The sequence below is a fragment of the Thalassococcus sp. genome, from assembly GCF_982780845.1.
In genome coordinates this window covers 271,289-295,134 of the sequence record NZ_CEYADA010000001.1, presented here as the reverse complement: position 1 = coordinate 295,134, position 23,846 = coordinate 271,289, and the positions used below count along the sequence as shown (strand labels likewise).

The window sequence follows — 23,846 nt, the reverse complement described above, 5'->3', positions numbered from 1 at the left end:
AAACGGGAATGGCAAGGATCGACATCACAGTTCGCGGGGCAGGAATTTTCGGCCTCTCGGTGGCTTGGGCCTGTGTGATGCGCGGGGCGTCTGTGCGCGTGGTCGATCCGTTCGGCGCAGGGGCCGGATCGTCCGGCGGGATCGTGGGGGCACTGGCCCCGCACGTGCCGGAAAACTGGAACGACAAAAAGGAATTTCAGCTGGAGAGCCTGCTGATGGCCGAAGGTTTTTGGGCCGGGGTCGAGGCCGCAGGCGGTGTGTCGTCCGGCTATGGCCGGACAGGGCGTTTGCAACCCGTCGCGGATGCGGCGGCTGAAGGTCTTGCGCAGCAACGGGGCGTGAATGCCCAGTCCCTGTGGAAAGGTCGTGCGGCGTGGGACGTTGTGCCGTTGGAAGCTGCGGGCTCATTTGCGCCCGCCACACCGTCCGGCCTGCTGATCCACGACACCCTGACCGCCCGCATGCACCCACGCCGCGCCTGCGCAGCTTTGGTCGCGGCTTTGCAGGCCAAGGGCCGCGAGGTTGTCACGGACGCGCCGGACGAAGGGCTGGTCGTCTGGGCCACCGGCTGGCAGGGGTTGTTGGATCTGAACCAATGGGTCGGCAAAAACGTCGGCGCGGGGATTAAGGGGCAGGCAGTGCTTTTTGAATACGCGGCACCCGACGCACCGCAGTTGTTTGTCGATGGTCTGCACATCGTGCCCCATGCCGACGGAACGGTTGCCATCGGTTCAACCAGTGAACGGGAGTTCGATAGTCCAACCGCGACGGACGATCAGTGCGATACGCTGATTGATCGCGCTATCGCGGCACTGCCAGAACTCGCTGATGCCCCTGTAATCGAACGCTGGGCAGGGGTGCGGCCCCGCGCCAAATCCCGCGCGCCGATGCTGGGCGCTTGGCCGGATCGCGACGGGCATTTCATTGTGAATGGCGGGTTCAAGATCGGTTTTGGCATGGCGCCGAAAGTGTCAAAGGTCATGGCCGATCTGCTGCTGGACGGCCGCGACGCCATTCCAGAAAGCTTTCGGGTCGCAGCCTCGATCTAAGGCCACGACCCGTTTTGCGAAGGCAATAAGCCTTAGTTAGACACCTGTTCCCGCAGGATCGATGCTGTCAGCGAGAACAGCAGATACAGACCCGAGAAGATCAGGAACGACAAAATCGTATTCTCGAACTTACGCGGATAGGCGGGGTCTTCGGAGGCAACCGGCACAACCGACGTCGTCAGGTAGCGCGCTTGGCTTGTGGCGTCGGCGCGGGCCGTTTCCAGACGCTCCAGCGCGGCTTGCAGCATCATATCGCGTGTCGCAAGGTCGGCCTGCGCCAATTGGATACGCACGGCTATTTCCGCCAGTGAATCCTCGCCTACTGTGGCCGACGTCATTTCATTATTCAGTTGCTGAAGCATAGCTTCAAGGCGACGGATATCGCCACGGGCACCGTCAACACGGCTTTGGTTCGGGCGCTGGTTGTCCAGCAGGGCCTGCAGCTGAAGCTCTTTTTCCTGAAGCTGGATTTCGATGTTGTTGATCTGTCCACGCAACGCGCCGATCTTGGCTTCGGGGTCGATGATGGTGCCTTCGTTTTGCAGGCGAACCAGTTTTTCCTGCGCTTCGCGACGGGCGGCTTCGGCCTCGATCAGACCTTCTTCTGCGTCGACCACAGCGTTGGATCGTTTGCGCAGCGACAGGTTGTCTACACGCTCTTCTGCGTAGCTGATCAACACGCGGCTGAATTCGGCGGCGATTTCGGGGTCGGCGGCTGCGACCTCCATTTTCACGACGCCTTCTGTCGGATCATAGCCGATCTGAACGCGCTTTTTATAAACCTTATAGGCCTCTTCGTTCGACGAATCCTCTTCCAGACGCTGGATCGGGTCGATGGACGGATCGGCAAAGTGGCTGCGGAAGCCAAGATCGGAATCCAGTCGCAGCATCGCATCCTTCGAGGTCAGATAGGACTGCACCGCAATCGCATCCTGGTTCGTGGCGAACTGGGTGCCTGTCAGAAGACCACCCATGCCGCCACCGGCCGAGTCGTTCTTCAGGATCAGGAATTCGGACTTGGTCGCATACATCGGGGTCGCGACGGCATAGAAGTAGTAGCCCGCAATGATCGTTGGCAGCATGACGAAGAACGCCAGACGCGTCAGCAGCAGCATCAAGCGGGTGCGGCGGCGTTTCGCGATGTCCTTCTGTACCTTCATGATCTCGATGGCGCGTCGCTCGGACGGGCTCATCGTGTCGGTCGAAGGCAGCATCTGCTTTTCAGTGGCGATTCTTTGCGGCAATTGGACGGCACCCTGCGGCGGTTGTTGTGCCTGCTGTGCGCCGGGTTGCTGTTGCTGATGTTGCAGGTTCGCGGCCACGGCGGCTGCAGCGGCACCTGCCACGCTGGTACGTTTCGGTGCCTGCGGCTGACCGGCGGGGGCGGCGGCCGGTTGGGCGGGTTTTTTCGGATCACCCACCACCAGTTCCAGCGCGTTGCCCTGCTGGAACGGATCAATGCCTTGGGCCCGCAGCAGGCGGACCGCGTCGAAATCGGATGTGGGCGACAGCCCGTGGCGTTGGGCCACGCGGCGCGCCATGCGCAACTGGCGGCCTGTCAGACCCTCGGCGCGGATCGCGTCGATCGCGCTTTCCGAGGCGACCTGAGTGGGCGATGCGACATTCGCCTGATCAATCGCGCTTGCCGCAGAGCTGCGGGGCGTTTGGGGCGCCGTGGTCGGCGTAGCAGCTTGTGGTTCACCCGCGTCCGCGGGCGTGCTGCGCCGGATGCGGAACTTCTTAGCTTTGGGTTTCGTAGTCATATAACTGCTTCGCCTCTTCTAGAGAATCGAACATATGCAGGTGTCCGCCCGATAGGACCGCTGCCTTTTTAACAAACTTCTCAAGGATTTCTGCCTGGTGTGACACGATGATCAGTGTGGATTTCTCCAACCGGTCCGCCAGCAGATCCCCTGCTTTTTTATTGAACTCGACGTCTGTCGAATTGGGCATGCCCTCATCCACCAGATACATGTCGAAATCGAGCGCAAGGAGCAGCGCAAAGGTGAAACGCGCCTTCATACCGGACGAATAAACGCCCAAAGGCTGGTCAAAGTATTCGCCCAGATCGCAAAGCCAGCGACAGAAGGCTTCGACGTAATCAGGGTCCAGACCATAAAGCCGTGCGATGTAGCGGGCGTTTTCGCGGGCCGACAGTCGGTTCACAACGCCGCCCATGAACCCCAGAGGAAAGGAGATCCGGCAATTGCGGCGAATTTCGCCTTCGTCGGGTTTTTCCAGGCCGCACATCATACGCACAAGCGTGGTTTTGCCCGTACCGTTCGGCGCCAGAATGCCCAAAGACTCGCCCAGATCGACGCGGAAAGTCGCGCGATCCAAGATCACTTTGTGGTGTGATCCCGTCCAAAAGGACTTACTGACGTTCTCGAACTCAAGCATGCTAGGCCCTGCTGCTACCTTATCTGGCCATTTGACCAGTCTCTTTGTCTCTAGAGTTAGATTTTGGTCAGATTATGACCGGTTTTCGAAACAAAGACCACGAATTGCGGCGATTGCTTCTGCGCTGACCTGCACTAACTGTGCCTAGTCCAAGAATTATAGCAAAGGATTGTATCCATGAACCTCTCTCGTCGTCACTTTGTTATTACAAGTACTGCCGCTGTTGCCGGAACCATCGTTTTGCCGCACGCAGTGCGTGCTGCCGCGCATGGCGCTGACAGCTTTGAAACCGATGCAGGAATGTTTGTTGTGCATCCGGTCGAACATGCGTCCATCGTTCTGGAAACGCCCAAAGGTGTTATCTACGTCGATACCGTCGGTGATCCGTCGCTCTATGATGACATGCCGGATCCCGATCTGATTGTGATTACCCATGAACATGGCGATCACTATAATGCCGATACGTTAACGGCGATTTCATCGGATACGACGCCGATCATCGTGAACCCGGCTGTGTATGAAAAGCTGCCCGAGAACCTGAAATCGCGTGCAACCAGCGTTGCCAATGGCGCGGCAACGGATTGGGAAGGCGTCACTTTTGATGCGATCCCCGCGTATAACATCACCGAAGGCCGCGAAAAATTTCACCCGCAGGGGCGTGACAACGGCTATGTCATGACGTTCGACGGTTTCCGCATCTACGTGTCCGGCGATACCGAAGACACGGCCGAAATGCGCGCGCTGGAAAATATCGACATGGCATTTGTCTGTATGAACCTGCCGTTCACAATGGATGCGACCGCTGCTGCCGATGCGGTGAACACGTTCCAGCCCAAGGTCGTCTACCCCTACCACTTCCGTGGTCGTGATGGCGGCACACAGGACCCCAAGGCGTTTGCCGAGATGGTCACCGATGCCGAGGTCAAAATCGGTGGCTGGTATCCGGGCGGTCTGGGCTAACCCACCCCGAATCTTTTTCCTCCAGGTGGCGCTCCGTTCGCGGGGCGTCACGCTTTTATGGGGTTCGATTCCGGAATGATGCGCGTCATGGTTGGGTTACATTTGTGGTTTTTGATCAAAAAGCAGTCAAAACCGACTCGGGACAAGTGGCCGCCTCTGGTAGCTGAGTGTCGTTTTTGACCTGCGATGCTTCGCTTTTCTGTTCGAATTTCCCTTGTTTGCGCAATGATCCAGCAATTCTTGCCTAAATAGTTGCAACACTGACGGGCACGCGCTTTAGTCTTGGGCAATAGAGCGAATAAATCGCGAAACAAAAACAGGGAGCCAAGAGATTGGCGGATACGGCTGAGACCGACGCATTCGTTGCGTTTGAACGAGTGCAAAAGAGTTATGACGGCGAGAATCTGGTCGTCAAAGATCTTAACCTTTCGATGCCCAAGGGCGAGTTTCTGACAATGCTTGGGCCGTCAGGGTCCGGTAAGACGACATGTCTTATGATGCTGGCAGGCTTTGAAACCGCGACATACGGCGAAATCAAACTGGACGGCGTATCGATCAACAACATTCCTCCGCACAAACGCGGCATCGGGATGGTGTTCCAGAACTACGCGCTTTTCCCGCACATGACCGTTGCCGAAAACCTCAGCTTCCCGCTTGAGGTGCGCAAGATCGGCAAGTCCGAACGCGAGGCCAAGGTCAAACGCGCGCTGGATATGGTGCAGATGGGGGCCTTTGGCGGCCGTCGCCCTGCGCAAATGTCTGGTGGTCAGCAGCAGCGGATCGCGCTGGCTCGTGCGCTGGTGTTCGAACCCGAACTGGTCCTGATGGACGAACCGCTGGGCGCTTTGGACAAACAGCTGCGCGAAACGCTGCAGTTCGAAATCACAAACCTTGCGCACGAACTGGGCATCACCGTGGTCTACGTGACCCACGACCAGACAGAAGCGCTGACCATGTCGGACCGCGTTGCCGTGTTTGACGATGGCCGGATCCAGCAGTTGGCCCCGCCAGACGAGTTGTATGAAAAGCCGCAGAACAGCTTCGTTGCGCAGTTCATCGGTGAGAACAACACGCTGGAAGGCACTGTCACCAAGATCTCGGGCAACCATTGCGAGGTCCGTCTGGACAACGGCGAACTGATCGATGCCCTTCCGGTGAACGTATCTGCCGAAGGCGAACGCACCCGCGTGTCGATCCGTCCTGAACGTGTCGAATTCAACAAGGATCGTCTGCAGGAAGGCGCACACCTTCTGAAGGCCGAAGTGCTTGAATTCATCTATATGGGCGACATCTTCCGCACGCGTCTGCGCGTCGCTGGCAACGAAGATTTCATCATCAAGACGCGGAACGCACCGGATCAGGTTCGTTTGGAACCCGGACAGCAGATCGAGATCGGCTGGCTACCGGAAGATTGCCGCGCCTTGGACGCGATTTAAGATAAACAGGTATCCCGACGCGACCGGTTCCACCGGTTCGCGAAGGGTCACGATGAGGGTCCGGCGTCAAACCCGTGGCGCAGACCCCTCAAAATCTCAAACGGGTACTAGGGAGAATGAAATGAAACTCTCAAAGACACTTCTAGCTTCGACAGCTCTGGTTGCCGCTGGCGCAACTGCCTACGCGGCAGGCCACGGCATGGCAGACAGCATGACGCTTGTGTCCTGGGGTGGTGCCTACCAGTCCAGCCAGCAGAACGCTTATGTCGAGCCCTATCTGGCAATGAACGAAGGCGTCACATCCACTTGGGACGAAAGCTCGGCCGAAGCGGTTGCGAAGCTGCGCGCGATGAACGAAGCGGGCAACGTCACATGGGACGTTGTTGACGTTGTTGCGGCAGACGCGATCCGTCTGTGCGACGAAGGTCTGGCTCTGGAAATCGATCCGGACGAAGATCTGGCAGCTGCACCTGATGGCACATCTGCAGAAGACGACTTCGGCGACCTGCTGGTTTCCGACTGCTTCATCCCGCAGATCGTTTACTCCACAACATTCGGCTACCGCACAGACATGGTTCCCGAAGGCGCAGCAGCACCTTCGCAGATCTGTGATGTGTTCGATCTGGAAACATACCCGGGCAAGCGCGCCCTGGAAAAGCGTCCGATCAACAACATGGAATGGGCGCTGCTCTGTGACGGCGTAGCAAAAGCAGACGTGTATGACGTTCTGGCGACTGACGAAGGTCAGGACCAGGCGCTGGCCAAGCTGGACACCATCAAAGACAGCGTCATCTGGTGGAACGCCGGCGCGGACACACCGCAGCTTCTGGCTGACGGCGAAGTCTTCATCGGCTCGACATACAACGGCCGTCTGTTCGCAGCGATCGAAGAGCAGAAGCAGCCGATCGGCATGATGTGGGACGCTCAGGTGTTCGACCTTGACGGCTGGATCATTCCGGCAGGTCTGCCCGAAGACCGTCTGGCACGTGCGAAAGACTTCGTGAAATTCGCGACAGACACACAGCGTCTGGCAGACCAGGCCAAGTACATCTCGTACGGCCCGGCACGCGCATCCTCGGCTCCGCTGGTTTCCACACACGCGGAACTCGGCATCGAAATGGCGCCGCACATGCCGACAGACCCCGAAAACTCGAAGAACACATTCCTGTATAACTACGAGTTCTGGGCGGACTACCGCGACGACATCGACGCCAAATTCCAGGCGTGGCTGGCACAATAAGCCGGTTTGACTTCCGGAAGGGCCATACTGGCCCTTCCGACCCAAAGTTTGTGACCTAACAAACCAATAAAAACCGAAACGGTGGGACCAAGATGAGCGACACCAGCGCCCCAACAGAGACAGCCCAAAGCGGACCGATGCTGGCCGCAGACGGCACCCCCCTGAAGAAATCACTGGCTCGTGCCCTGCGTCGTCAGAAACTGCGCGCGCTCTTGCTGATCGCACCGTTGTTGATCTTTGTTCTGGTCAGCTTCGTAGCCCCGATCGCGGACATGCTGTTCCGGTCGGTCGAAAACCAGATCGTGTCCGAAACGCTGCCGCGCACGACCAACGCGCTGGCCGATTGGGACGCAGATACCAGCGACTCGCCGGATGAACCGGTGTTCGAGGCGCTGTTTTATGACTTTTTCCTTGCTCAGGAGCGTAAGCTGCACACCCGTTTGGGGACGCGTCTGAACTATGAAATGACCGGTATGTCGTCCCTTATGCGCCAGTCTGGCCGCAAGGTTGATGACATTTCCGATGTGTATTTCGACCAGTTTGATGATCTGGACAAAAACTGGGACGAGGCCGAGCCTTGGGCCCAACTGATGGGCGCACCCGATTGGGTCGCCAAGATGGAAGGTTGGGAAAAAGGCGATCGCCTGCCTGCGTTCAAGCTTGCTCCGGGTATCGCCGATCTTCTGCCGAAGACCGCTGAGATCTATGGCGAGTTTGCCAAGTTCACCATCAACGAAGACGAAAAGAGCCTGCTGAAAGAAGAGCCGTGGGGCGTTGTCCACACCGCGCTTTATCAGGATCTGATGGCGGCGGATGTGTCGGGCTACACAGGCCCGCAGGCCGAAATGCTGAAGACCGCTGACGCCGCTGTCGCGGGTTTCGAAACCGTTAGCTTCAAAGACGGCTTCATCGAAATCGACGAAGACTGGGGCAGCCGCGAGGTCTGGACCACGATCCAGATGTATTCGCCCGCCTACACCAACGGTTATTTCCTGAACGCCATCGACATGCAGAAAACCGTCGACGGCCCGCAGATGCGCGACGAGGACGAACAGATTTACTTCACCCTGTTCAAGCGCACCATGTTCATGTCGCTGGTCATCACCTTCAGCTGTATCCTGCTGGGCTATCCGGTGGCGTGGCTGTTGGCGAACCTGCCGTCGCGCACAGCGAACCTTTTGATGATCCTTGTTCTGCTGCCTTTCTGGACATCGCTTCTGGTGCGGACATCCGCATGGAAGGTCATGTTGCAGCAACAAGGTGTGATCAACGATGTGTTGGTCTGGATGGGTCTGGTCGCCGATGAATCGCGCCTTGTGATGATCAACAACCAGCTGGGTACGATCATCGCCATGACGCACATCCTGCTGCCGTTTATGATCCTCCCGCTGTATTCCGTGATGCAGACCATCCCGCCGTCCTATCTGCGCGCCGCCAAAAGCCTTGGGGCAACCAACTGGACAGCGTTCTGGCGGGTATACTTCCCGCAGTCGGTGCCGGGCATCGGCGCTGGGTCGATCCTCGTGTTCATTCTGGCCATCGGTTACTACATCACGCCGGAAATCGTGGGTGGTACGACAGGTACGTTCATCTCGAACCGGATCGCCTACCACATTTCGTCCTCGCTCAACTGGGGCTTGGCGGCTGCGCTGGGTACGATCCTCTTGGGTGTGGTTCTGTTGCTCTACTACGTCTACGACAAGATCGTCGGCATCGATAACGTGAAGCTGGGGTAAGCCAATGACACCTATCTATGACAAACCCCTAAGCCTGACCCTGCCAACACTTGCTTTGGCGGGGGCCATCTTCGGCTTCTTCATCGACGCAGGCCTTGGCACGACCTTCGTGGCTGTGCCGCTGGTTGCCCTGATCTGCGCGGCTCTTGCCTATGTGGCCTTGAACGTGATGCCGAAACAGCGCGAACGCGAAATGCGCTGGGCGTCGATCATCCTGTTCGCCGTCGGCGGCTTTCTGGTGGCGGGCCTGTCCGGCCTTATCGTTGCCGGTCTGTTCGGCTGGTTCCTTGGCTGGTTCATCTACTGGATCGGTCGCGGTCGCTATCGTGGCCCGCTGCCGCCCTATCTGACCAGCGGTCAGGTTCTGTGGCACTACACCTTCCGTGTGATCGTCGGCGCCATTCTGGTGTTCCTGATCACGCCGATCATTGTGGTCATGCCGCTGTCGTTCAACGCCGAAGACTTCTTTACCTTCACGCCGGAAATGCTGCGTCTGGACCCCGAGGGCTATTCGCTGAAGCACTACCGTGACTTCCTGACGAACCCCGAATGGACCAACGCGGTCAAGAACTCGCTGATCATTGCGCCAATCGCGACGATCCTGTCGGTGTCGCTGGGCACGCTGGCGGCCATCGGCCTGAGCCAGAGCCACGTTCCGGGCCGTCGTGCGATTATGGCGATCCTGATTTCGCCGATGATTGTTCCGCTGATCATCTCGGCCACGGGCATGTATTTCTTCTACTCGAAGATCGGCATTGTCGGTACTTTGCCGGGCGTCATTCTGGCCCACGCGGTTCTGGGTATCCCGTTCGTCATTATCACCGTGACAGCCACGCTGGTCGGCTTTGATCGGTCGCTGACACGTGCGGCGGCGAACATGGGCGCGGGTCCGATCACGACGTTCTTCCGTGTGCAGATGCCGCTGATCCTGCCGGGCGTGATTTCGGGCGGTCTGTTCGCCTTCATCACATCGTTCGACGAAGTGGTTGTGGTCATCTTCATCGGTTCGGCCAAGCTGCAAACGCTGCCGTGGCAGATGTTCACCGGTCTGCGTGAACAGATCTCGCCCACCATTCTGGCGGCGGCGACGATCCTTGTCGGTATCTCGATCTGCTTGCTGGCAACGGTGGAAATGCTGCGCCGTCGTTCGGAAAGACTGCGGGGCATGTCGCCCAGCTGATCTTGATGAAGGCCTTCCTTGCGAAAATCTTCCATCCCGTTGAACGCCTGTTCGACGGGATGCGTCGTAAAAAGCGCCCCGATAGTGTGGTCATTGATCCCTATCTGGGCTTTGCCACGCCCGAACACATCGTTCTACGTGGGCGGGTTCTGAAAAAGCTGAAACGCACCAATCCCGTACTGGACGCCAGTTGGATCACGAACCTGCGCCAGATGGTGTCGTTGTTCCTGACCGATGAGGTCGCCGGTGTCACAATCACAGCGGGCGACGTTACAGGCATCACCGACGAAGAGGGCTATTTTACTCTGCATCTGCCGCGCGATCCGGCGTGGGAGGGTTGGCAGACGGTTCACGTCTGCGCCGAAAATGGCGATGACACCGATCTGGCGGTTTTCCTGCCGCCCAAAGATGCACCTTATGCGGTGGTGTCAGACATTGACGACACGGTGATGGAAACCGGCGCCTATTCCATTTTCCGCAACCTGTGGACGTCGCTGACCGGCAGCGCGCTGAGCCGTCATATCTACCCCGATGCGGTTGAACTGATGCAGCGGTTCGCGGACGAAAAAGCGCCGATCTATTTCGTGTCGTCCAGCCCGTGGAACCTGCATCATTTTCTACAGCGCATCTTTACCCGTGCGGGCCTGCCACGCGCGCCGATGTTTCTGCGGGACTTGGGGCTAAGCGACAAACAGTTCATCTCGGGCACCCACGGCAACCACAAGGGATCAGCCATCGACACGCTGATCGCGGCGCATCCTGAACTGGAATTTGTTCTGATCGGGGATACCGGCCAGCACGATACGCGTGTCTATCTGGACGCGGCCAAGCGGCATCCGGGGCGTATCAGGCAGGTGATTTTCCGTGAACCGGGGAAGGGGGCCGATAAACGCGATCTGGCGGATATCGAAGCGATCCAGTCGCTGGGTATTCCGGTGGCGCACGGGCCCGATTTCAGGCCCGTGCTAGACGCCGATTAAAGGCGAACCAGTTTTTCGTAGCTGTCCGAAATGTCACGCGTCAGCGCGCCAACCTCGAACGTGTAGTCACCGATCTGACCAACCGGAGTAACCTCGGCCGCGGTGCCTGTCAGCCAGCACTGCTCAAAGCCTTCCAGCTCTTCGGGCATGATGTGGCGTTCGTGAACGGTGATGCCGCGTTCTTTCAGCATGCCGATGACGGTTTGACGCGTCAGACCGTTCAGGAAGCAGTCGGGCTTGGGCGTGTGCACTTCACCGTCTTTGACAAAGAAGATGTTCGCGCCGGTCGCTTCGGCCACATAGCCGCGATAGTCGAACATCATCGCGTCGGAACAGCCTTTGGCCTCGGCCGCGTGCTTGGACATGGTGCAGATCATGTAAAGACCGGCGGCCTTTGCGTGGCTGGGGATCGTTTCGGGCGACGGGCGCTTCCATTTCGCGATGTCCAGCTTGGCGCCTTTCATCTTGGCGTCGCCATAGTAGTTGCCCCACTCCCACGCCGCGATTGCAACGCGGACAGGGTTGTTTTTGGACGCGACACCCATATCGGAACCGGCACCACGCCATGCAAACGCACGAACGTAGGCGTCGGTCAGACCATTTTCTTTCAGAACTGCGGCCTTGGCGGCTTCGATTTCGTCAACGCTATAGGGCAGCGAGAAATCCAGCGCGTTTGCGGAAAAGTGCAAACGTTCCGAATGTTCGCGCGATTTGAAAATCTTGCCGTTGTAGGCGCGTTCGCCTTCGAAGACAGAGCTGGCGTAATGCATTGCGTGCGTCAGCACGTGCACCTTCGCGGAACGCCAGTCTACAAACTGGCCGTCCATCCAGATTTTGCCGTCGCGGTCATCGTATGCACCAGCCATTTCATCTCTCCTCGGACTGATTTTTTCGAAAGTTGCGCAATCTACGTCCGTTTCGGACATAAAGTTGCAGAAAAACTGAGATTCGCTACCAGTCAGTGCTTGGAATGTCAACAAGGCTGACTTAAAATGCTGAAAAACGAAGCAAACAAGGGATATCCCGATGTCCGAGTCCGATCTTCCCGGCTCTCAGGGTGGCGAAACGCTGCTGTTTTTGACGGATGACCAGCTGCGTCAGGGCATCGAAGCGATGTTCTTTGCCTATCGCGGCTTTACGGCCGATCCCGACCGAATCCTGCAAAACTATTCCTATGGCCGCGCCCACCACCGCGCGCTGCACTTCATTAACGCAAATCCCGGAACGACCGTTAATAACTTACTGGCCATTCTTGGTGTTACAAAACAATCGCTCAATCGTGTGTTGCGAACCCTGATCGAGGACGGTCTTGTGCAGAGCAACGTGGGACGGTCCGACAAACGGGAGAGGAACTTGCACCTGACCGAAAAAGGAGAGGCGCTTGAACAAGAGCTGTCGAACGCTCAGCGCGTTCGCATGCGCGCCGCCTATCGTCAGGCAGGGCCCGAGGCTGTTCAGGGATTTAAACGGGTGCTCGAGGCGATGATGGATCCTGAAATGCGTCGCATCTACACCAAAATGCGCGAGACCCGCTAATGACCGATCCCGATGCGCACCTTCTGATCGTTGATGATGACGAACGCATCCGCGGGCTGTTGCAGAAATTTCTAATGCGCAACGGATTTCTGGTCAGTGCCGCACGCGACGCCGCCCATGCCCGACGCATCCTGTCCGGTCTGGATTTCGATCTGATCGTGTTGGACGTGATGATGCCCGGCGAAGACGGCGTGTCACTGTGCAACCACATCCGCCAGACCCGCGCGACGCCTGTGATGCTGCTGACGGCGCGGGCCGAAACCGAAGACCGGATCAAGGGGCTTGAGGCGGGCGCAGACGACTATCTGGCCAAACCGTTCGAACCCAAGGAACTGCTGCTGCGCATCAATGCGATCCTGCGCCGGATGCCCGAGGCCACGCAGGCCGAGGCCGCACCCAAGGTGATGACGCTCGGCCCCATCCGTTATGACACCGAACGGGGCGAGATGTGGCGCGGCGAAGACCTTGTCCGCCTGACCGCCACCGAGAGCCAGCTGATGCGCATCTTCTCGGCCCAGCCGGGCGAACCGCTCAGCCGTACCAAACTGGTTGAGGAACTGGGCCGCGACCGTGGCCAATCCCAAGAACGCGCCGTCGACGTCCAGATCACCCGCCTTCGCCGCAAGATCGAAGACGACCCCAAACAACCGCGCTACCTGCAAACCGTCCGTGGCGCAGGCTACATGCTCGCGCCGGATTGATTTTTCGGTTCGATTGGATACTAGTCAGGGCATTGTTCTTGAATGGAATTTGCAAATGGCATTTGGGGTTTTCATACATCGGCATGACGCGCGATACGACGATGTGCCGGCGGTTCAATATCAATTCCCCAAACAGTATTTGTCGAGGGTCGAACAATGTGTTGGAAACTGGATCGTCTATCTTGAGCCCTCGAAAGTAAAAGACACGCGCGGCTATTTCGCTGTCGCAAAAGTGCAGGAAATCATTCGAGATCCGCGGGAAAATAACCTATTTTTGGCCGTCATAGAACCCAACTCATTTTTAGAGTTTGGAAACCATGTACCCTTCAACGACTTCGAAGGACCGGTAGAGCGAGGTCTGCTAAACGAAGCGGGAAAAATCTCTGGTAGAGCCCAAGCGGCTGTCCGCCCAATTTCTCCTTCCGACTTTTCCCGTATCGTGTCTCGGGGTTTGGACGACCCACTTCTGCCCAGAATTGATGAATTGGAGCCGGCAACTGGTTTTGCAGAGGGCAAAACGCCCTTCGAAATGCCCTCGGCACGAGAAAGAGTGCAGCAAATTACCTCTCGCAAAGTGCGTGACCGAAATTTCCGCAAGACGATTTTGCGCGCTTATGACGAAACCTGTGCGATAACGGGGTTGAAACTTATCAACGGTGGTGGGCGTGCCGAGGTAGAAGCTGCTCACATCATGTCGGTTGAGGCTGATGGACCTGATATCGTTTCGAATGGACTGGCATTATCTGGCACGGTTCATTGGATGTTTGACCGAGGATTGATAAGTCTAAAAAACGACTACGAGATTTTGATTTCGCGGCAGGTTAATAATGCAGATGCTGTCGCCGGAATGATCAATAGCGATGGGCGAATTCGACTGCCGCGACACGCACGCGATTTTCCTCGTCAGGAATACATCGAATGGCATCGGGCCAACTGCTTCAAAGGCTAGCCTGAGAGGAGGGGTTGCCAATCCCCCTGCTTCGGCCTTTGCTATCGTTCGAATGATTGATCGAACGGACCTGCCATGACTGCGCTTTTGACCCATGCTGATTGCCTGACCCACGTCACCCCCGAAGGCCACCCCGAACGGGTCGCGCGGCTTGAGCATCTTTTGCATGCCCTCGAAGGCCTGGAGTTGATCCGCGTGACGGCCCCTATGGCGAGTGATGATGATCTGCTGCGCTGCCATCCACAGGACTATATCGACATGATCCGCAGGCGCGTTCCTGCCGAAGGTTTTGATCAGTTGGACGGCGACACATGGCTGTCGCCCGGATCATTGAACGCGGCGTTGCGTGGGGTTGGGGCCGCGCTGAAGGCCGTCGATATGGTCATGGGCGGCGAGGTCAAAAACGCTTTCTGCGCCACACGCCCGCCGGGCCACCACGCCGAATCCTCGATGCCGATGGGCTTCTGTCTGTTCGGCACGGCAGCGCTGGCCGCAAAACACGCACTGGATGTCCACAACCTTGATCGTGTCGCGGTCGTCGATTTCGATGTGCACCACGGCAACGGCACGCAAGACCTGCTGTGGAACGAAGCACGCGCTTTGGCGATCACCAGCCATCAATCCCCGCTCTGGCCCGGCACGGGCGAACCCAAGGAACGCGGCGCGCACAACAACATCATGAACGTCCCGCTGGCCCCTGCCTCGGGTGGCGAGGTGATGCGCAAGACCTACATGAATAAGATCTTCCCCCGTTTGCGTGAATTCGACCCGCAACTGATCATCATTTCCGCCGGTTTTGACGCCCATCAGGACGATCCCTTGGCGCAACTGGAATGGACCACGGACGATTTCCGCTGGATCACCCGCGAATTGTGCCAGATCGCGGCAGAACATTGCGATGGGCGTGTGGTCTCGACTTTGGAAGGCGGCTATGATCTTCAGGCGCTCGCGGCATCGGGCCGCGCACATGTCGAAGAATTGATGGAGGCCGCGCAATGACTGCTGAAACCCCTGTGACTGACCTGAGCTTTGAACAGGCCATGCGCGAACTAGAGCAGGTGGTCGGCCAGTTGGAACGCGGCGACGTTCCTCTTGAGGATTCGATCAAGCTGTATGAACGCGGCGCTGCGTTGAAAAAGCGCTGCGAGGAAAAGCTGAAAGAGGCCGAAGAAAAAGTGGCTGCGATCACGCTGGATGCCTCGGGTCAGCCCACAGGGACAACACCTGTCGAAGGCCTGTAACAGCCGATGTTCAAGGACGGTCTGAAAGACGCCGCTGCCCGCGTTGACGTGGGCTTTGCCGAGGTGTTTGCGCGTTACCCTGATCTGCCGGTGACCCAAGGCATGGCCTATGCCACCAACGGCGGTAAACGCCTGCGCGCCTATCTGGTGATGGAAAGCGCGCGTATCCATGGTGTCGAAAACGCCCTGATGCCTGCCTTGGCGATTGAAGCGATCCACGCCTACAGCCTTGTGCATGATGATCTGCCGTCCATGGATGACGATGACCTGCGCCGCGGTCTGCCCACAGTGCATAAGAAATGGGACGAAGGCACAGCGGTTCTGGTGGGCGATGCCCTGCAAACGCTGGGGTTCGAACTGGTCCTGTCGCCGGAATGTCACCCCAATCCTGCTGTCCGCAGTGATCTGGCGCTGACCTTGGCCAAGGCCGCTGGCGCACAGGGCATGGTTCTGGGCCAAGCGCTGGATATCGCCGCTGAAACGGCGGATCAGCCGCTGACACTGGATGAAATCATCGCGCTGCAAAACGGCAAGACCGGTGCCCTGATCCGCTGGTCGGCCGAGGCCGGCGCACGGCTTGCACAGGCCGACGTCGCCCCCCTGACCGCCTATGCAGATGCGCTTGGTCTGGCCTTCCAGATTGCCGACGACATTCTGGATGTCACCGGTGATGAGGCCGCGATGGGCAAGGCTGTCGGCAAGGACGCAGATCGCGGCAAGGCGACGTTTGTTTCGCTTCTTGGTCTCGACGGGGCAAAAAGCCGCGCAGAAAATCTGGTGGAACAGGCGTGCGAAGCACTATCTCCGTATGGTAATAAGGCCCAAGGCTTGATTGACGCGGCCCGCTTCGTTATCGCGCGTCAGACCTAAAGCCTGCCACCCGCCTGTAGTTTAAGGGGCTGTGACCGAATGACTGATCGTCCTGCCACACCGTTGTTGGATCGCGTACACACACCTGCCGACCTGAAAGGTCTGTCAGATGCCGAATTGGTGCGCGTCGCCAACGAACTGCGCGCAGAAACCATTTCGGCTGTGTCGGAAACGGGCGGTCACCTTGGCGCGGGTCTGGGTGTGGTCGAACTGACCGTCGCGCTTCACGCGATTTTCGATGCGCCGCGCGACAAGATCATCTGGGACGTCTCGCACCAGTCCTATCCGCATAAAATCCTGACGGGCCGCCGCGACCGTATCCGCACCATCCGCCAGAAGGACGGTCTGTCCGGTTTCACCAAGCGCAGCGAAAGCCCCTATGATCCCTTCGGCGCAGCCCATAGCTCGACTTCGATCTCGGCGGCGCTGGGCTTTGCGGTTGCTCGCGATCTGGGCGGTGCCAGTGACACAGGCCACGGTGATGCCATCGCGATTATCGGCGACGGATCGATGTCTGCAGGCATGGCCTATGAGGCGATGAACAACGCGGGCCATCTGAAAAAGCGCATGATCGTTATTCTGAACGATAACGAAATGTCGATTGCCCCGCCCACAGGCGCACTGTCCAGCTACCTCAGCGGGTTGTACACGCAACAGCCCTTCCACACCCTGAAAGACGCGGCCAAAGGCGCGGTGTCCTTCCTGCCCGAACCCTTCCGCGAAGGCGCCAAGCGCGCCAAGGACATGCTGAAAGGCATGGCCATGGGCGGCACCATGTTCGAGGCTTTGGGCTTTTCCTACATCGGCCCGATTGATGGCCACGACATGGATCAACTGCTGCCCGTGCTGCGCGCCATCAAGGACCGCGCCCACGGTCCGATCCTGCTGCACGTCCTGACCAAAAAGGGCAAAGGCTATGCCCCCGCCGAGGCCCGCAGTGACAAAGGTCACGCCACAGCGAAATTCGATGTCCTGACCGGCACCCAGAAAAAAGCGCCCTCCAACGCGCCCAGCTATACCAAGGTGTTTGGCGAAACCCTGACCGATCTGGCCGCCGTCGACAGCCGCATCTGCGCCGTCACCGCCGCGATGCCCGATGGCACGGGTCTGAACCTGATGGCCGAACGTTATCCGTCGCGCGTCTTTGACGTGGGCATCGCCGAACAACACGGCGTGACCTTTGCTGCCGCACTGGCCGCCGGTGGCATGCGCCCCTTCTGCGCGATGTACTCGACCTTCCTGCAGCGCGGCTATGATCAGGTCGTGCACGATGTGGCGATTCAGCGTTTGCCTGTCCGCTTTGCCATCGACCGTGCAGGTCTGGTCGGCGCAGACGGCGCGACCCACGCTGGCAGCTTTGACATCGCCTATATGGCAAACCTGCCCGGCATGGTCGTGATGGCCGCTGCGGATGAGGCGGAGCTCAAACACATGGTTGCCACTGCCGCCGCCTATGACGACGGCCCCATCGCTTTCCGCTACCCGCGCGGCGAAGGCGAAGGCGTGGACATGCCCGATCAGCCGGAAATCCTTGAAATCGGCAAAGGCCGCATCGTGCAAGAGGGCAAACAGGTCGCCATTCTGTCTTTCGGCACCCGTCTGGGCGAGGTCAGAAAAGCGTCCGAGGCTCTGCGCGCCAAAGGCATCACGCCGACCATCGCAGACGCGCGCTTTGCCAAACCGTTGGATCGCGACATGATCCTGCAACTGGCCGCTGATCATGACGTGCTGATCACCATCGAAGAAGGCGCCGTTGGCGGTTTCGGCAGCCATGTGGCCCAGCTTCTGGCAGAAGAGGGCGCATTCGACACCGGTTTGAAATTCCGTTCGATGGTTCTGCCCGATACGTTCATCGACCAATCCAGCCCCGCCGATATGTACGCAACAGCGGGCCTGAATGCGGCCGATATCGAAGCGAAAGTGCTGGATACCCTCGGTATCGCCACACTGGACAAACGCGCCTGACCTCGCAACACCCAAGGTATTTTCTTTCCCCAAATACCTTGGGGGAATTGGCCGCAGGCCAAGGGGGCAAAGCCCCTACCGCGCTTTGCCTCGCAACAGGATGAACAGCCCCGAGATCACGATCAGACCCGATCCGATGACCATCGGCAGGCTCAGCGCCTCGCCGAATACAAACACGCCTAAAGCGATGCCAAAGATCAGCCGAGTATAGCGGAACGGCGTGACAGCCGACACTTCGCCGGTGCGCATGGCTTTCATCAGACAGGCATAGGCCCCTGCGCCGGTCAGCGATGCAGCGACCACAAAACCCATCGCGCGGAGATCGGGCACCACAAACGCCTCGCCCCGCCAAACCGCATAGATGGCACCAGCAACAACAATTGCCAGAAACCCGTAAAGCCCCAGCAACGTCGTGCTGATCGTTTTGGGTGCGGCACGGCTGGCCAGATCGCGGCCTGCAAAGCCGATCATGCCCAGCACGGCCAGTATGGACAGGGCAGAGAAACTGTCGCCCCCCGGCTGCACGATAACGACCACGCCGACCAACCCGATCAGGATCGCCGTCCATCTGCGCCAACCGACCTTTTCGCCAAACACCACCGCCGCGCTGGCGACCACCACAATTGGCGTCGCTTGCAGGATCACCGTCGCTGCCGACAAAGGCGTCAACGCAATCGCCAATCCGTAAAACAGCCGACCCGTGATTTCGAATAGCACCCGAATGCGCATCGGACGAGAGATGACATCGGGCGTATACAGACGTTCCCGGTTCAAAAGCGCAACACAGGCAAAAACCAGCACACCGCCCAGCCCGAACAGGATCAGGACCTCGCCAATCGGTACTGTTTTGGCAGCACCTTTGATCAACGAATCCTCAACCGCAAAGGCCGCCATGGCCGCGGTCATCCACAAACTGCCGCGCAGGTTGGCGCCGGCATCTATTGAGGTATCAGGCCTCACAGGGGCACCAACACGATCAAGACGGCACACAGAAGGATCATCAAGGTAACGGGTGCCCACAGCCTGCGTTCCGCGCGGCTGGGTGTGATGCAGTTCATAACCGCCAACACCCCGTGCAAGATCAAAGCACTCCAGCTCGTCCACATCGGCCAGTTGGGCCAGAACCCTGCCGCTGACATAATCGCCAGCGCCATGCATAGGTTGATCGGAATTGAAATCACCGCGATCACCCGACCGCTTTTCGGCAAAGCACCCTGCACCTGACCGCCTTGCGTCAGATGCCCCCAAGGCGCACCAGCGATCAATGCAATCTGAAAGGCGATCACGCCAGCAATGGCCACCGCGTATAGCGTCGCGATCCAGGTCATAGCTCAATCTCTACTAGGTTGGACGCGGCGCAAAAGGACGACATGGTTTATAGCGTCTTAAGCAGCGCCCGTAGGCCGACCCGATAATCAGGATATTCCAGTTTCACACCCAGTTCGTCTTTGATCTTGTCGTTCGAGATGCGTTTGTTGTCGGCATAGAAACTACGCGCCATCGGCGTCATTTCGGCCTCTTCATAGGGCACTTCCGGCGGGGCGGGGACGCCCAGCAATTCAGCCGCATAGGCGATCACATCCTGCGGCGGGGCGGGGTCATCGTCACAAACATTATAGGCCGATCCGGGGTTCGGGCGGTTGATCGAGGCCTCAAGAACCTGCGCGATATCATCGACGTGGATGCGCGAAAACACCTGGCCCTTTTTGACCACCTGTTGCGCCCGTCCGGCGCGCACCTTTTCAAACGGGCCACGACCAGGCCCGTAGATGCCTGCAAGTCGGAAAATGTGCAGCGGCAGATCGGGGATGGCCAGCCATTCGGCCTCGGCCTCGACCCGCAGGCGCCCGCGTTTGCCCGTGGGCGTCATACCAGCGGTTTCATCGACCCAAGCGCCGTCATGGTTGCCGTAAACGCCGGTGGTCGACAGATATCCGCACCACTCCAGATCCCTCGCATGGGCGCGGATGGCGTCGCCGACCAGCGCCAGTGACGGGTCGCCATCGTCGGTTGGACCGGCCGAGATCAACAGATGCGTGGCCCTTGGCAGGACGGCTTCAATAGCGTCCTTATCCCACAGGATCGGCGTCACACCGGTGGCGCGCAGCGCGTCCAGTTTGTCGGGGCTGCGGGTTGTGCCGATCACCTCCCAGCCTTGCGGCAACAGGCGGCGGGTCAGGGCGCGGGCGGAAAAGCCGTGTCCAAGGGACAAAAGAACAGGTGCGTCAGTCATAATCGGCAAACTGCTGCGCATGGTGGGGGATTTCAAGGCAAACCAGCGCCGATCCCATCATATATCCAAAAGCGTCCTCGCGTGGGGCGTGTATTTGTGCTGTCTAGGGGCAAAACCAAAGGGCAGGACCATGGGGCTGATCCGAACGCTGACACTGTGCATTGCGCTGATCCCACTTGCGGGATGTGCGATTTTGCGACCCGAGGCCGAGCCTGTTCAGGCGGCCTCTGCTCTGCCACTGCATCCGAACGAAACGCAGGAGTTACGGGCGCTGATCAACCAATATGCGGATGAATATCAGGTGCCGCGCCCGCTGGTTCATAAGGTCATCATCCGTGAAAGCACCCATCGCCCCGAGGCGCGGAATGGTCCCTATTACGGCCTGATGCAGATCCTGCCAGCGACCGCCCATACCATGGGCTTTCGCGGTCAGCCGAATGACCTTCTGGATGCGGAAACCAACCTGAAATACGCGGTGAAGTACCTGCGTGGCGCGTGGCTTTTGTCGGATGGCGACTATGACACCGCTGTGGGCTGGTATGCGCGTGGCTACTATTACGAAGCCAAGCGCAGGGGCATGTTGGTGGAAACAGGCCTGCGCAGTTAACGCATCAACGCTGGAAGTTCGCCTGTCAGGCCAGCCGCTTCGCGCATAAAACCGCGCCGCAGGTTCGGCATGGCGTTCACCGCTTTCATCCCCAGATCACGGCCCAGCCGCAAAAGGCTGCTGTCGTTCGAGAACAGGCGATTGAACACATCCGTCGCGGCGGCCAGCGTGGCCACATCAAAGCTGCGCCATTCGGCATAGCGTTCCAGGACCAGCGGGCTGGCAATGTCTTCGCCACGGCGTTTCGCCTCGTCCATGACTTGCGCCAGAACGGCGATGTCTTTCAGACCTGCATTCAGACCCTGACCCGCGATGGGGTGCATCCCGTGGGCGGCATCACCAACCAGAACCAGACGATCACTAACAACAGAATTCGCCAGCGTCAGGTTCAGCGGATAGGTGAACCGTGCGCCTGCCAACGAAATCTCGCCCAGAAAATCGCCGAAACGCGGGCGCAGGATTTGCAGGTATTTTTCGTCCGAGAGCCCGTTGATCTGCTGCGCCAGATCGGACTTTTCGCTCCAGACAATAGACGATCGGTTGCCTTTCAGCGGCAGGATCGCCAAGGGGCCGGACGGCATAAAGAACTGATGCGCGATGCCTTGGTGCGGTTTTTCGTGCGCAATCGCGCAGACCAGCGCGGTCTGGTCATAGCTCCACCCCGTTCGGCTGATGCCAGCGCGTTCGGCTGTCCCGCTCTGGCGGCCATCGGCGCCGATGATCACACGCGCGGTGACGGTTTTGCCGTCTTCCAGCGTCAGGGTGGCCGCAATTGTCGTCACTTCCTGCGCGACAACACGGGCCGCAGACATATGCGTGATGTTCGGCTCGGCCTCGACCGCGTCCAGCAGGGCGTGGCGCAGGTGGCGGTCTTCGACCATATAGCCCATCGGGCCTTCTTCCAGCTCGGCTGCGTCGAAATGGAGGCCAAGAAACGCGTGACCGTCGTTGATCCGCCCGTCCGTCACCTTGATCTGGTTCATCGGCTGGGCATTTTCCGCCAGACCATCCCACAGGCCCAAAGCGGCCAGCATCCGTTTCGATGTCAGCGCCAAAGCATAGGACCGTCCGTCGAAATCAGGGGCCGCGCGGGTTGGCAGGCTGGCGGCGTCGATCAGCGTCACGCTCAGGCCCGACCGCACAAGGGCCAGCGCCATGGCTGTCCCGTTCAAACCACCGCCAACGATGGCAATATCCGAGTCGTAATTCATGGTCTGCAATATGGGCGCTTTGGCGGCATTGTCCATGCGGTTCCACGCCGCTACCGTGCGCAGGTGATTTGCGACCGGATTTGGCGAAAGGGTAGGGCCATGGGCGATTGGACAGAGATGACAGCAGCCGATCTGGGACGCGGCATTGCCAAGGGGGAAATCGACCCCGCAGCACTGTGCGAAACCTATCTGGATAAGATCGCCAACCATCCGATGCGCGACCGTATCTATGCCCGTGTCACGCCGGATCGCGCACGTGCCGAGGCTGCGGCAGCATCCGATCGCGCCGCCCGTGGTGCGCGCCTGTCGCCTTTGGACGGCGTGCCTGTCAGCTGGAAAGATCTGTTCGATAGCGCAGGCACCGCGACCGAGGCAGGATCGAAACTGCTGGAAGGCCGTGTACCGGATCGCGACGCGTGGGTGCTGCGCAACGCGACGGCGCTGGGGTTGGTGTGCCTTGGCAAAACGCACATGTCAGAACTGGCCTTTTCCGGTCTGGGCCTGAACCCTGTGACCGCCACTTCGCCCTGCGTGAACGACGAAGATGCGGTGTCCGGTGGCTCCTCCTCTGGAGCGGCGGCCTCGGTTGCCTTTGGCTTGGCGGCAGCGGCTGTCGGGTCGGACACTGGCGGTTCGGTGCGTGTGCCGTCCGCTTGGAACGATCTGGTTGGCCTGAAAACCACGTCGGGCCGTATTCCCCTGACAGGCGTTGTGCCCTTGGCGGCCAAGTTCGACACCATCGGCCCGCTTTGCCAATCGGTAGAAGACGCCGCGCTGATGCTGGCCGCGATAGAAGGGCAGGGGGCTATGGACCTGCCGCGCGGGTCGCTGAAAGGCCGCCGCTTTGGCGCGCTGCAAACCATCGTGATGGACGACCTGCGCGACACGCCAGCCAAGGCCTATGCAGATGCGCTGGACCGTCTGCGCAAGGCCGGGGCCGAGATCGTCGATGTCACATGCCCCGAAATCCAGGGCCCGATGGATAATGCCGGTATTCTCTATACGTCCGAGGCTTGGGGTACGTGGGGCGATCAGATTACGGCCAAAGGCGATGTGATGTTCCCGCCGATCCGCGAACGGTTCGAAGGTGGGGCAGGGCATAAGGCATCTGACTATGTCGCTGCGTGGTTGCAGCTGGATCAAGTCCGTCAGGTCTGGGCCCAGGAAATGGCTGGTTTCGACGCGGTTCTGTGCCCCACGGTGCCGAACATGCCGCCGAACGTAGACCGCTTGATGTCGGACAACGATTACTACGTCACCGAAAACCTGCTGACCCTGCGCAATACCCGCGTGGGCAACCTGATGGGGCTGGCCGTGGTCACTCTGCCGACCGGCACGCCGTCTTGTGGGATATCGCTGATGGGCCGCGCGGATGGCGAAGAAAGCCTGCTGGCTGTGGCTGTCGCCGCTGAACGCGCGCTGGGCGAATAAACCGCCGTCACGCGACAGAAATTTGACGCTGCGATTTTCCTGCCACAGGTGCCGGATTCGAAAGGCTTTTTCTGGACGAAGGGCAGGTCATTTCGTATTCTGAACAAAAGCGGGACAAAGA

General features: G+C 59.1%; 23 protein-coding genes. 16 read left to right on the top strand and 7 right to left on the bottom strand.

Annotated features, from left to right (window positions below; all coding sequences use genetic code 11):
* Positions 1–8 precede the first annotated feature (8 nt).
* Positions 9–1,049 (top strand): NAD(P)/FAD-dependent oxidoreductase, encoded by a 1,041-nt coding sequence (locus tag AC4FIA_RS01455; protein WP_490364427.1) that lies wholly within the window; start codon positions 9–11, stop codon positions 1,047–1,049.
* A gap of 32 nt (positions 1,050–1,081) precedes the next feature.
* Here AC4FIA_RS01455 and AC4FIA_RS01450 read toward each other — a convergent pair whose 3' ends face one another.
* Together AC4FIA_RS01450 and AC4FIA_RS01445 are read right to left on the bottom strand one after the other, a co-directional pair.
* Entirely contained in the window at positions 1,082–2,812 is a 1,731-nt protein-coding gene (locus AC4FIA_RS01450) for a KpsE/RkpR family capsule polysaccharide export protein (protein WP_490364426.1), read from the bottom strand.
* Positions 2,790–3,449: an ABC transporter ATP-binding protein gene (locus AC4FIA_RS01445; RefSeq protein WP_103910512.1), complete on the bottom strand. Its 660-nt coding sequence runs from the start codon at positions 3,447–3,449 to the stop codon at positions 2,790–2,792. Before AC4FIA_RS01445 ends, AC4FIA_RS01450 begins: the two co-directional genes overlap by 23 nt.
* Positions 3,450–3,626: 177 nt before the next feature.
* Here AC4FIA_RS01445 and AC4FIA_RS01440 point away from each other — a divergent pair, with 177 nt between their 5' ends.
* The 6 genes from AC4FIA_RS01440 (at position 3,627) to AC4FIA_RS01415 (ending at position 10,981) form a co-directional block, all read left to right on the top strand.
* The gene (locus AC4FIA_RS01440; RefSeq protein ID WP_490364425.1) at positions 3,627–4,409 is read left to right on the top strand and encodes an MBL fold metallo-hydrolase; all 783 of its coding nucleotides are present in this window, start codon (positions 3,627–3,629) and stop codon (positions 4,407–4,409) included.
* A gap of 332 nt (positions 4,410–4,741) precedes the next feature.
* Complete coding sequence (locus AC4FIA_RS01435) at positions 4,742–5,845, top strand: ABC transporter ATP-binding protein (RefSeq protein ID WP_103910510.1); 1,104 nt, start codon at positions 4,742–4,744, stop codon at positions 5,843–5,845.
* A 121-nt stretch (positions 5,846–5,966) separates the two neighbouring features.
* Entirely contained in the window at positions 5,967–7,085 is a 1,119-nt protein-coding gene (locus AC4FIA_RS01430) for an extracellular solute-binding protein (RefSeq protein ID WP_103910509.1), read from the top strand.
* 92 nt (positions 7,086–7,177) lie between these two features.
* Positions 7,178–8,821, top strand: a complete 1,644-nt coding sequence (locus AC4FIA_RS01425; RefSeq protein ID WP_490364424.1) for an ABC transporter permease — start codon at positions 7,178–7,180, stop codon at positions 8,819–8,821.
* 4 nt (positions 8,822–8,825) lie between these two features.
* Positions 8,826–10,001: an ABC transporter permease gene (locus AC4FIA_RS01420; protein ID WP_103910507.1), complete on the top strand. Its 1,176-nt coding sequence runs from the start codon at positions 8,826–8,828 to the stop codon at positions 9,999–10,001.
* A gap of 5 nt (positions 10,002–10,006) precedes the next feature.
* A complete protein-coding gene (locus tag AC4FIA_RS01415; protein ID WP_490364423.1) occupies positions 10,007–10,981 on the top strand; it encodes a phosphatase domain-containing protein in 975 nt (324 codons plus the stop codon).
* Here the strand turns inward: AC4FIA_RS01415 and AC4FIA_RS01410 are convergent.
* Positions 10,978–11,847, bottom strand: a complete 870-nt coding sequence (locus AC4FIA_RS01410; protein ID WP_103910505.1) for a branched-chain amino acid aminotransferase — start codon at positions 11,845–11,847, stop codon at positions 10,978–10,980. The two genes, AC4FIA_RS01415 and AC4FIA_RS01410, sit on opposite strands and share 4 nt — an antisense overlap.
* 160 nt (positions 11,848–12,007) lie before the next feature.
* Here AC4FIA_RS01410 and AC4FIA_RS01405 point away from each other — a divergent pair, with 160 nt between their 5' ends.
* The 7 genes from AC4FIA_RS01405 to dxs all read left to right on the top strand — a co-directional run bounded on the left by AC4FIA_RS01405 (position 12,008) and on the right by dxs (position 18,243).
* Positions 12,008–12,517, top strand: coding sequence for a MarR family winged helix-turn-helix transcriptional regulator (locus AC4FIA_RS01405; RefSeq protein WP_103910504.1), 510 nt, complete (start codon positions 12,008–12,010; stop codon positions 12,515–12,517).
* A complete protein-coding gene (locus tag AC4FIA_RS01400) occupies positions 12,517–13,218 on the top strand; it encodes a response regulator (protein ID WP_488049433.1) in 702 nt (233 codons plus the stop codon). The genes AC4FIA_RS01405 and AC4FIA_RS01400 overlap by 1 nt, the downstream gene beginning before the upstream one ends.
* 55 nt (positions 13,219–13,273) lie before the next feature.
* Positions 13,274–14,167: an HNH endonuclease gene (locus AC4FIA_RS01395; RefSeq protein WP_490364422.1), complete on the top strand. Its 894-nt coding sequence runs from the start codon at positions 13,274–13,276 to the stop codon at positions 14,165–14,167.
* Positions 14,168–14,242: 75 nt separating this feature from the next.
* A complete protein-coding gene (locus tag AC4FIA_RS01390) occupies positions 14,243–15,166 on the top strand; it encodes a histone deacetylase family protein (RefSeq protein ID WP_490364421.1) in 924 nt (307 codons plus the stop codon).
* Positions 15,163–15,408 carry an exodeoxyribonuclease VII small subunit gene (locus AC4FIA_RS01385; RefSeq protein WP_103910501.1) on the top strand — a complete coding sequence of 82 codons (246 nt, stop codon included), beginning with the start codon at positions 15,163–15,165 and terminating at the stop codon, positions 15,406–15,408. Before AC4FIA_RS01390 ends, AC4FIA_RS01385 begins: the two co-directional genes overlap by 4 nt.
* 6 nt (positions 15,409–15,414) lie before the next feature.
* A complete protein-coding gene (locus tag AC4FIA_RS01380; RefSeq protein ID WP_490364420.1) occupies positions 15,415–16,278 on the top strand; it encodes a polyprenyl synthetase family protein in 864 nt (287 codons plus the stop codon).
* A gap of 39 nt (positions 16,279–16,317) precedes the next feature.
* Positions 16,318–18,243: a 1-deoxy-D-xylulose-5-phosphate synthase gene (dxs, locus tag AC4FIA_RS01375; RefSeq protein ID WP_490364419.1), complete on the top strand. Its 1,926-nt coding sequence runs from the start codon at positions 16,318–16,320 to the stop codon at positions 18,241–18,243.
* A gap of 75 nt (positions 18,244–18,318) precedes the next feature.
* Here the strand turns inward: dxs and AC4FIA_RS01370 are convergent, their stop codons facing one another.
* Genes AC4FIA_RS01370 through AC4FIA_RS01360 form a run of 3 tightly spaced genes read right to left on the bottom strand, consistent with a single transcriptional unit; the run spans position 18,319 to position 20,476 of the window.
* On the bottom strand, positions 18,319–19,149 hold the full coding sequence (locus tag AC4FIA_RS01370; protein ID WP_490364418.1) for a DMT family transporter: 831 nt from the start codon (positions 19,147–19,149) through the stop codon (positions 18,319–18,321).
* A gap of 50 nt (positions 19,150–19,199) precedes the next feature.
* Positions 19,200–19,571 (bottom strand): hypothetical protein, encoded by a 372-nt coding sequence (locus AC4FIA_RS01365; protein ID WP_490364417.1) that lies wholly within the window; start codon positions 19,569–19,571, stop codon positions 19,200–19,202.
* Between the two features lie 47 nt (positions 19,572–19,618).
* The gene (locus tag AC4FIA_RS01360) at positions 19,619–20,476 is read right to left on the bottom strand and encodes an SDR family oxidoreductase (RefSeq protein ID WP_490364416.1); all 858 of its coding nucleotides are present in this window, start codon (positions 20,474–20,476) and stop codon (positions 19,619–19,621) included.
* A 130-nt stretch (positions 20,477–20,606) separates the two neighbouring features.
* Here AC4FIA_RS01360 and AC4FIA_RS01355 point away from each other — a divergent pair, with 130 nt between their 5' ends.
* Entirely contained in the window at positions 20,607–21,083 is a 477-nt protein-coding gene (locus tag AC4FIA_RS01355) for a transglycosylase SLT domain-containing protein (protein WP_490364415.1), read from the top strand.
* Here the strand turns inward: AC4FIA_RS01355 and AC4FIA_RS01350 are convergent.
* Entirely contained in the window at positions 21,080–22,330 is a 1,251-nt protein-coding gene (locus AC4FIA_RS01350) for a UbiH/UbiF/VisC/COQ6 family ubiquinone biosynthesis hydroxylase (protein WP_490364414.1), read from the bottom strand. The two genes, AC4FIA_RS01355 and AC4FIA_RS01350, sit on opposite strands and share 4 nt — an antisense overlap.
* A gap of 63 nt (positions 22,331–22,393) precedes the next feature.
* Between AC4FIA_RS01350 and AC4FIA_RS01345 the strand changes: the two genes are divergently transcribed.
* Positions 22,394–23,725, top strand: coding sequence for an amidase (locus AC4FIA_RS01345; protein WP_490364413.1), 1,332 nt, complete (start codon positions 22,394–22,396; stop codon positions 23,723–23,725).
* Positions 23,726–23,846: the final 121 nt, after the last annotated feature.

What these genes read in the sequence shown, in the direction of transcription:
- AC4FIA_RS01370 (WP_490364418.1), bottom strand. Translation starts at nt 19,149, where the DNA reads ATGACCGCGGCCATGGCGGCCTTTGCGGTTGAGGATTCGTTGATCAAA.
- AC4FIA_RS01360 (WP_490364416.1), bottom strand. Translation starts at nt 20,476, where the DNA reads ATGACTGACGCACCTGTTCTTTTGTCCCTTGGACACGGCTTTTCCGCC.
- AC4FIA_RS01395 (WP_490364422.1), top strand. Translation starts at nt 13,274, where the DNA reads ATGGCATTTGGGGTTTTCATACATCGGCATGACGCGCGATACGACGAT.
- AC4FIA_RS01380 (WP_490364420.1), top strand. Translation starts at nt 15,415, where the DNA reads ATGTTCAAGGACGGTCTGAAAGACGCCGCTGCCCGCGTTGACGTGGGC.
- AC4FIA_RS01385 (WP_103910501.1), top strand. Translation starts at nt 15,163, where the DNA reads ATGACTGCTGAAACCCCTGTGACTGACCTGAGCTTTGAACAGGCCATG.
- AC4FIA_RS01445 (WP_103910512.1), bottom strand. Translation starts at nt 3,449, where the DNA reads ATGCTTGAGTTCGAGAACGTCAGTAAGTCCTTTTGGACGGGATCACAC.
- AC4FIA_RS01415 (WP_490364423.1), top strand. Translation starts at nt 10,007, where the DNA reads ATGAAGGCCTTCCTTGCGAAAATCTTCCATCCCGTTGAACGCCTGTTC.
- AC4FIA_RS01345 (WP_490364413.1), top strand. Translation starts at nt 22,394, where the DNA reads ATGGGCGATTGGACAGAGATGACAGCAGCCGATCTGGGACGCGGCATT.
- dxs (WP_490364419.1), top strand. Translation starts at nt 16,318, where the DNA reads ATGACTGATCGTCCTGCCACACCGTTGTTGGATCGCGTACACACACCT.
- AC4FIA_RS01350 (WP_490364414.1), bottom strand. Translation starts at nt 22,330, where the DNA reads ATGGACAATGCCGCCAAAGCGCCCATATTGCAGACCATGAATTACGAC.
- AC4FIA_RS01410 (WP_103910505.1), bottom strand. Translation starts at nt 11,847, where the DNA reads ATGGCTGGTGCATACGATGACCGCGACGGCAAAATCTGGATGGACGGC.
- AC4FIA_RS01355 (WP_490364415.1), top strand. Translation starts at nt 20,607, where the DNA reads ATGGGGCTGATCCGAACGCTGACACTGTGCATTGCGCTGATCCCACTT.
- AC4FIA_RS01425 (WP_490364424.1), top strand. Translation starts at nt 7,178, where the DNA reads ATGAGCGACACCAGCGCCCCAACAGAGACAGCCCAAAGCGGACCGATG.
- AC4FIA_RS01450 (WP_490364426.1), bottom strand. Translation starts at nt 2,812, where the DNA reads ATGACTACGAAACCCAAAGCTAAGAAGTTCCGCATCCGGCGCAGCACG.
- AC4FIA_RS01390 (WP_490364421.1), top strand. Translation starts at nt 14,243, where the DNA reads ATGACTGCGCTTTTGACCCATGCTGATTGCCTGACCCACGTCACCCCC.
- AC4FIA_RS01365 (WP_490364417.1), bottom strand. Translation starts at nt 19,571, where the DNA reads ATGACCTGGATCGCGACGCTATACGCGGTGGCCATTGCTGGCGTGATC.
- AC4FIA_RS01420 (WP_103910507.1), top strand. Translation starts at nt 8,826, where the DNA reads ATGACACCTATCTATGACAAACCCCTAAGCCTGACCCTGCCAACACTT.
- AC4FIA_RS01440 (WP_490364425.1), top strand. Translation starts at nt 3,627, where the DNA reads ATGAACCTCTCTCGTCGTCACTTTGTTATTACAAGTACTGCCGCTGTT.
- AC4FIA_RS01400 (WP_488049433.1), top strand. Translation starts at nt 12,517, where the DNA reads ATGACCGATCCCGATGCGCACCTTCTGATCGTTGATGATGACGAACGC.
- AC4FIA_RS01430 (WP_103910509.1), top strand. Translation starts at nt 5,967, where the DNA reads ATGAAACTCTCAAAGACACTTCTAGCTTCGACAGCTCTGGTTGCCGCT.
- AC4FIA_RS01405 (WP_103910504.1), top strand. Translation starts at nt 12,008, where the DNA reads ATGTCCGAGTCCGATCTTCCCGGCTCTCAGGGTGGCGAAACGCTGCTG.
- AC4FIA_RS01455 (WP_490364427.1), top strand. Translation starts at nt 9, where the DNA reads ATGGCAAGGATCGACATCACAGTTCGCGGGGCAGGAATTTTCGGCCTC.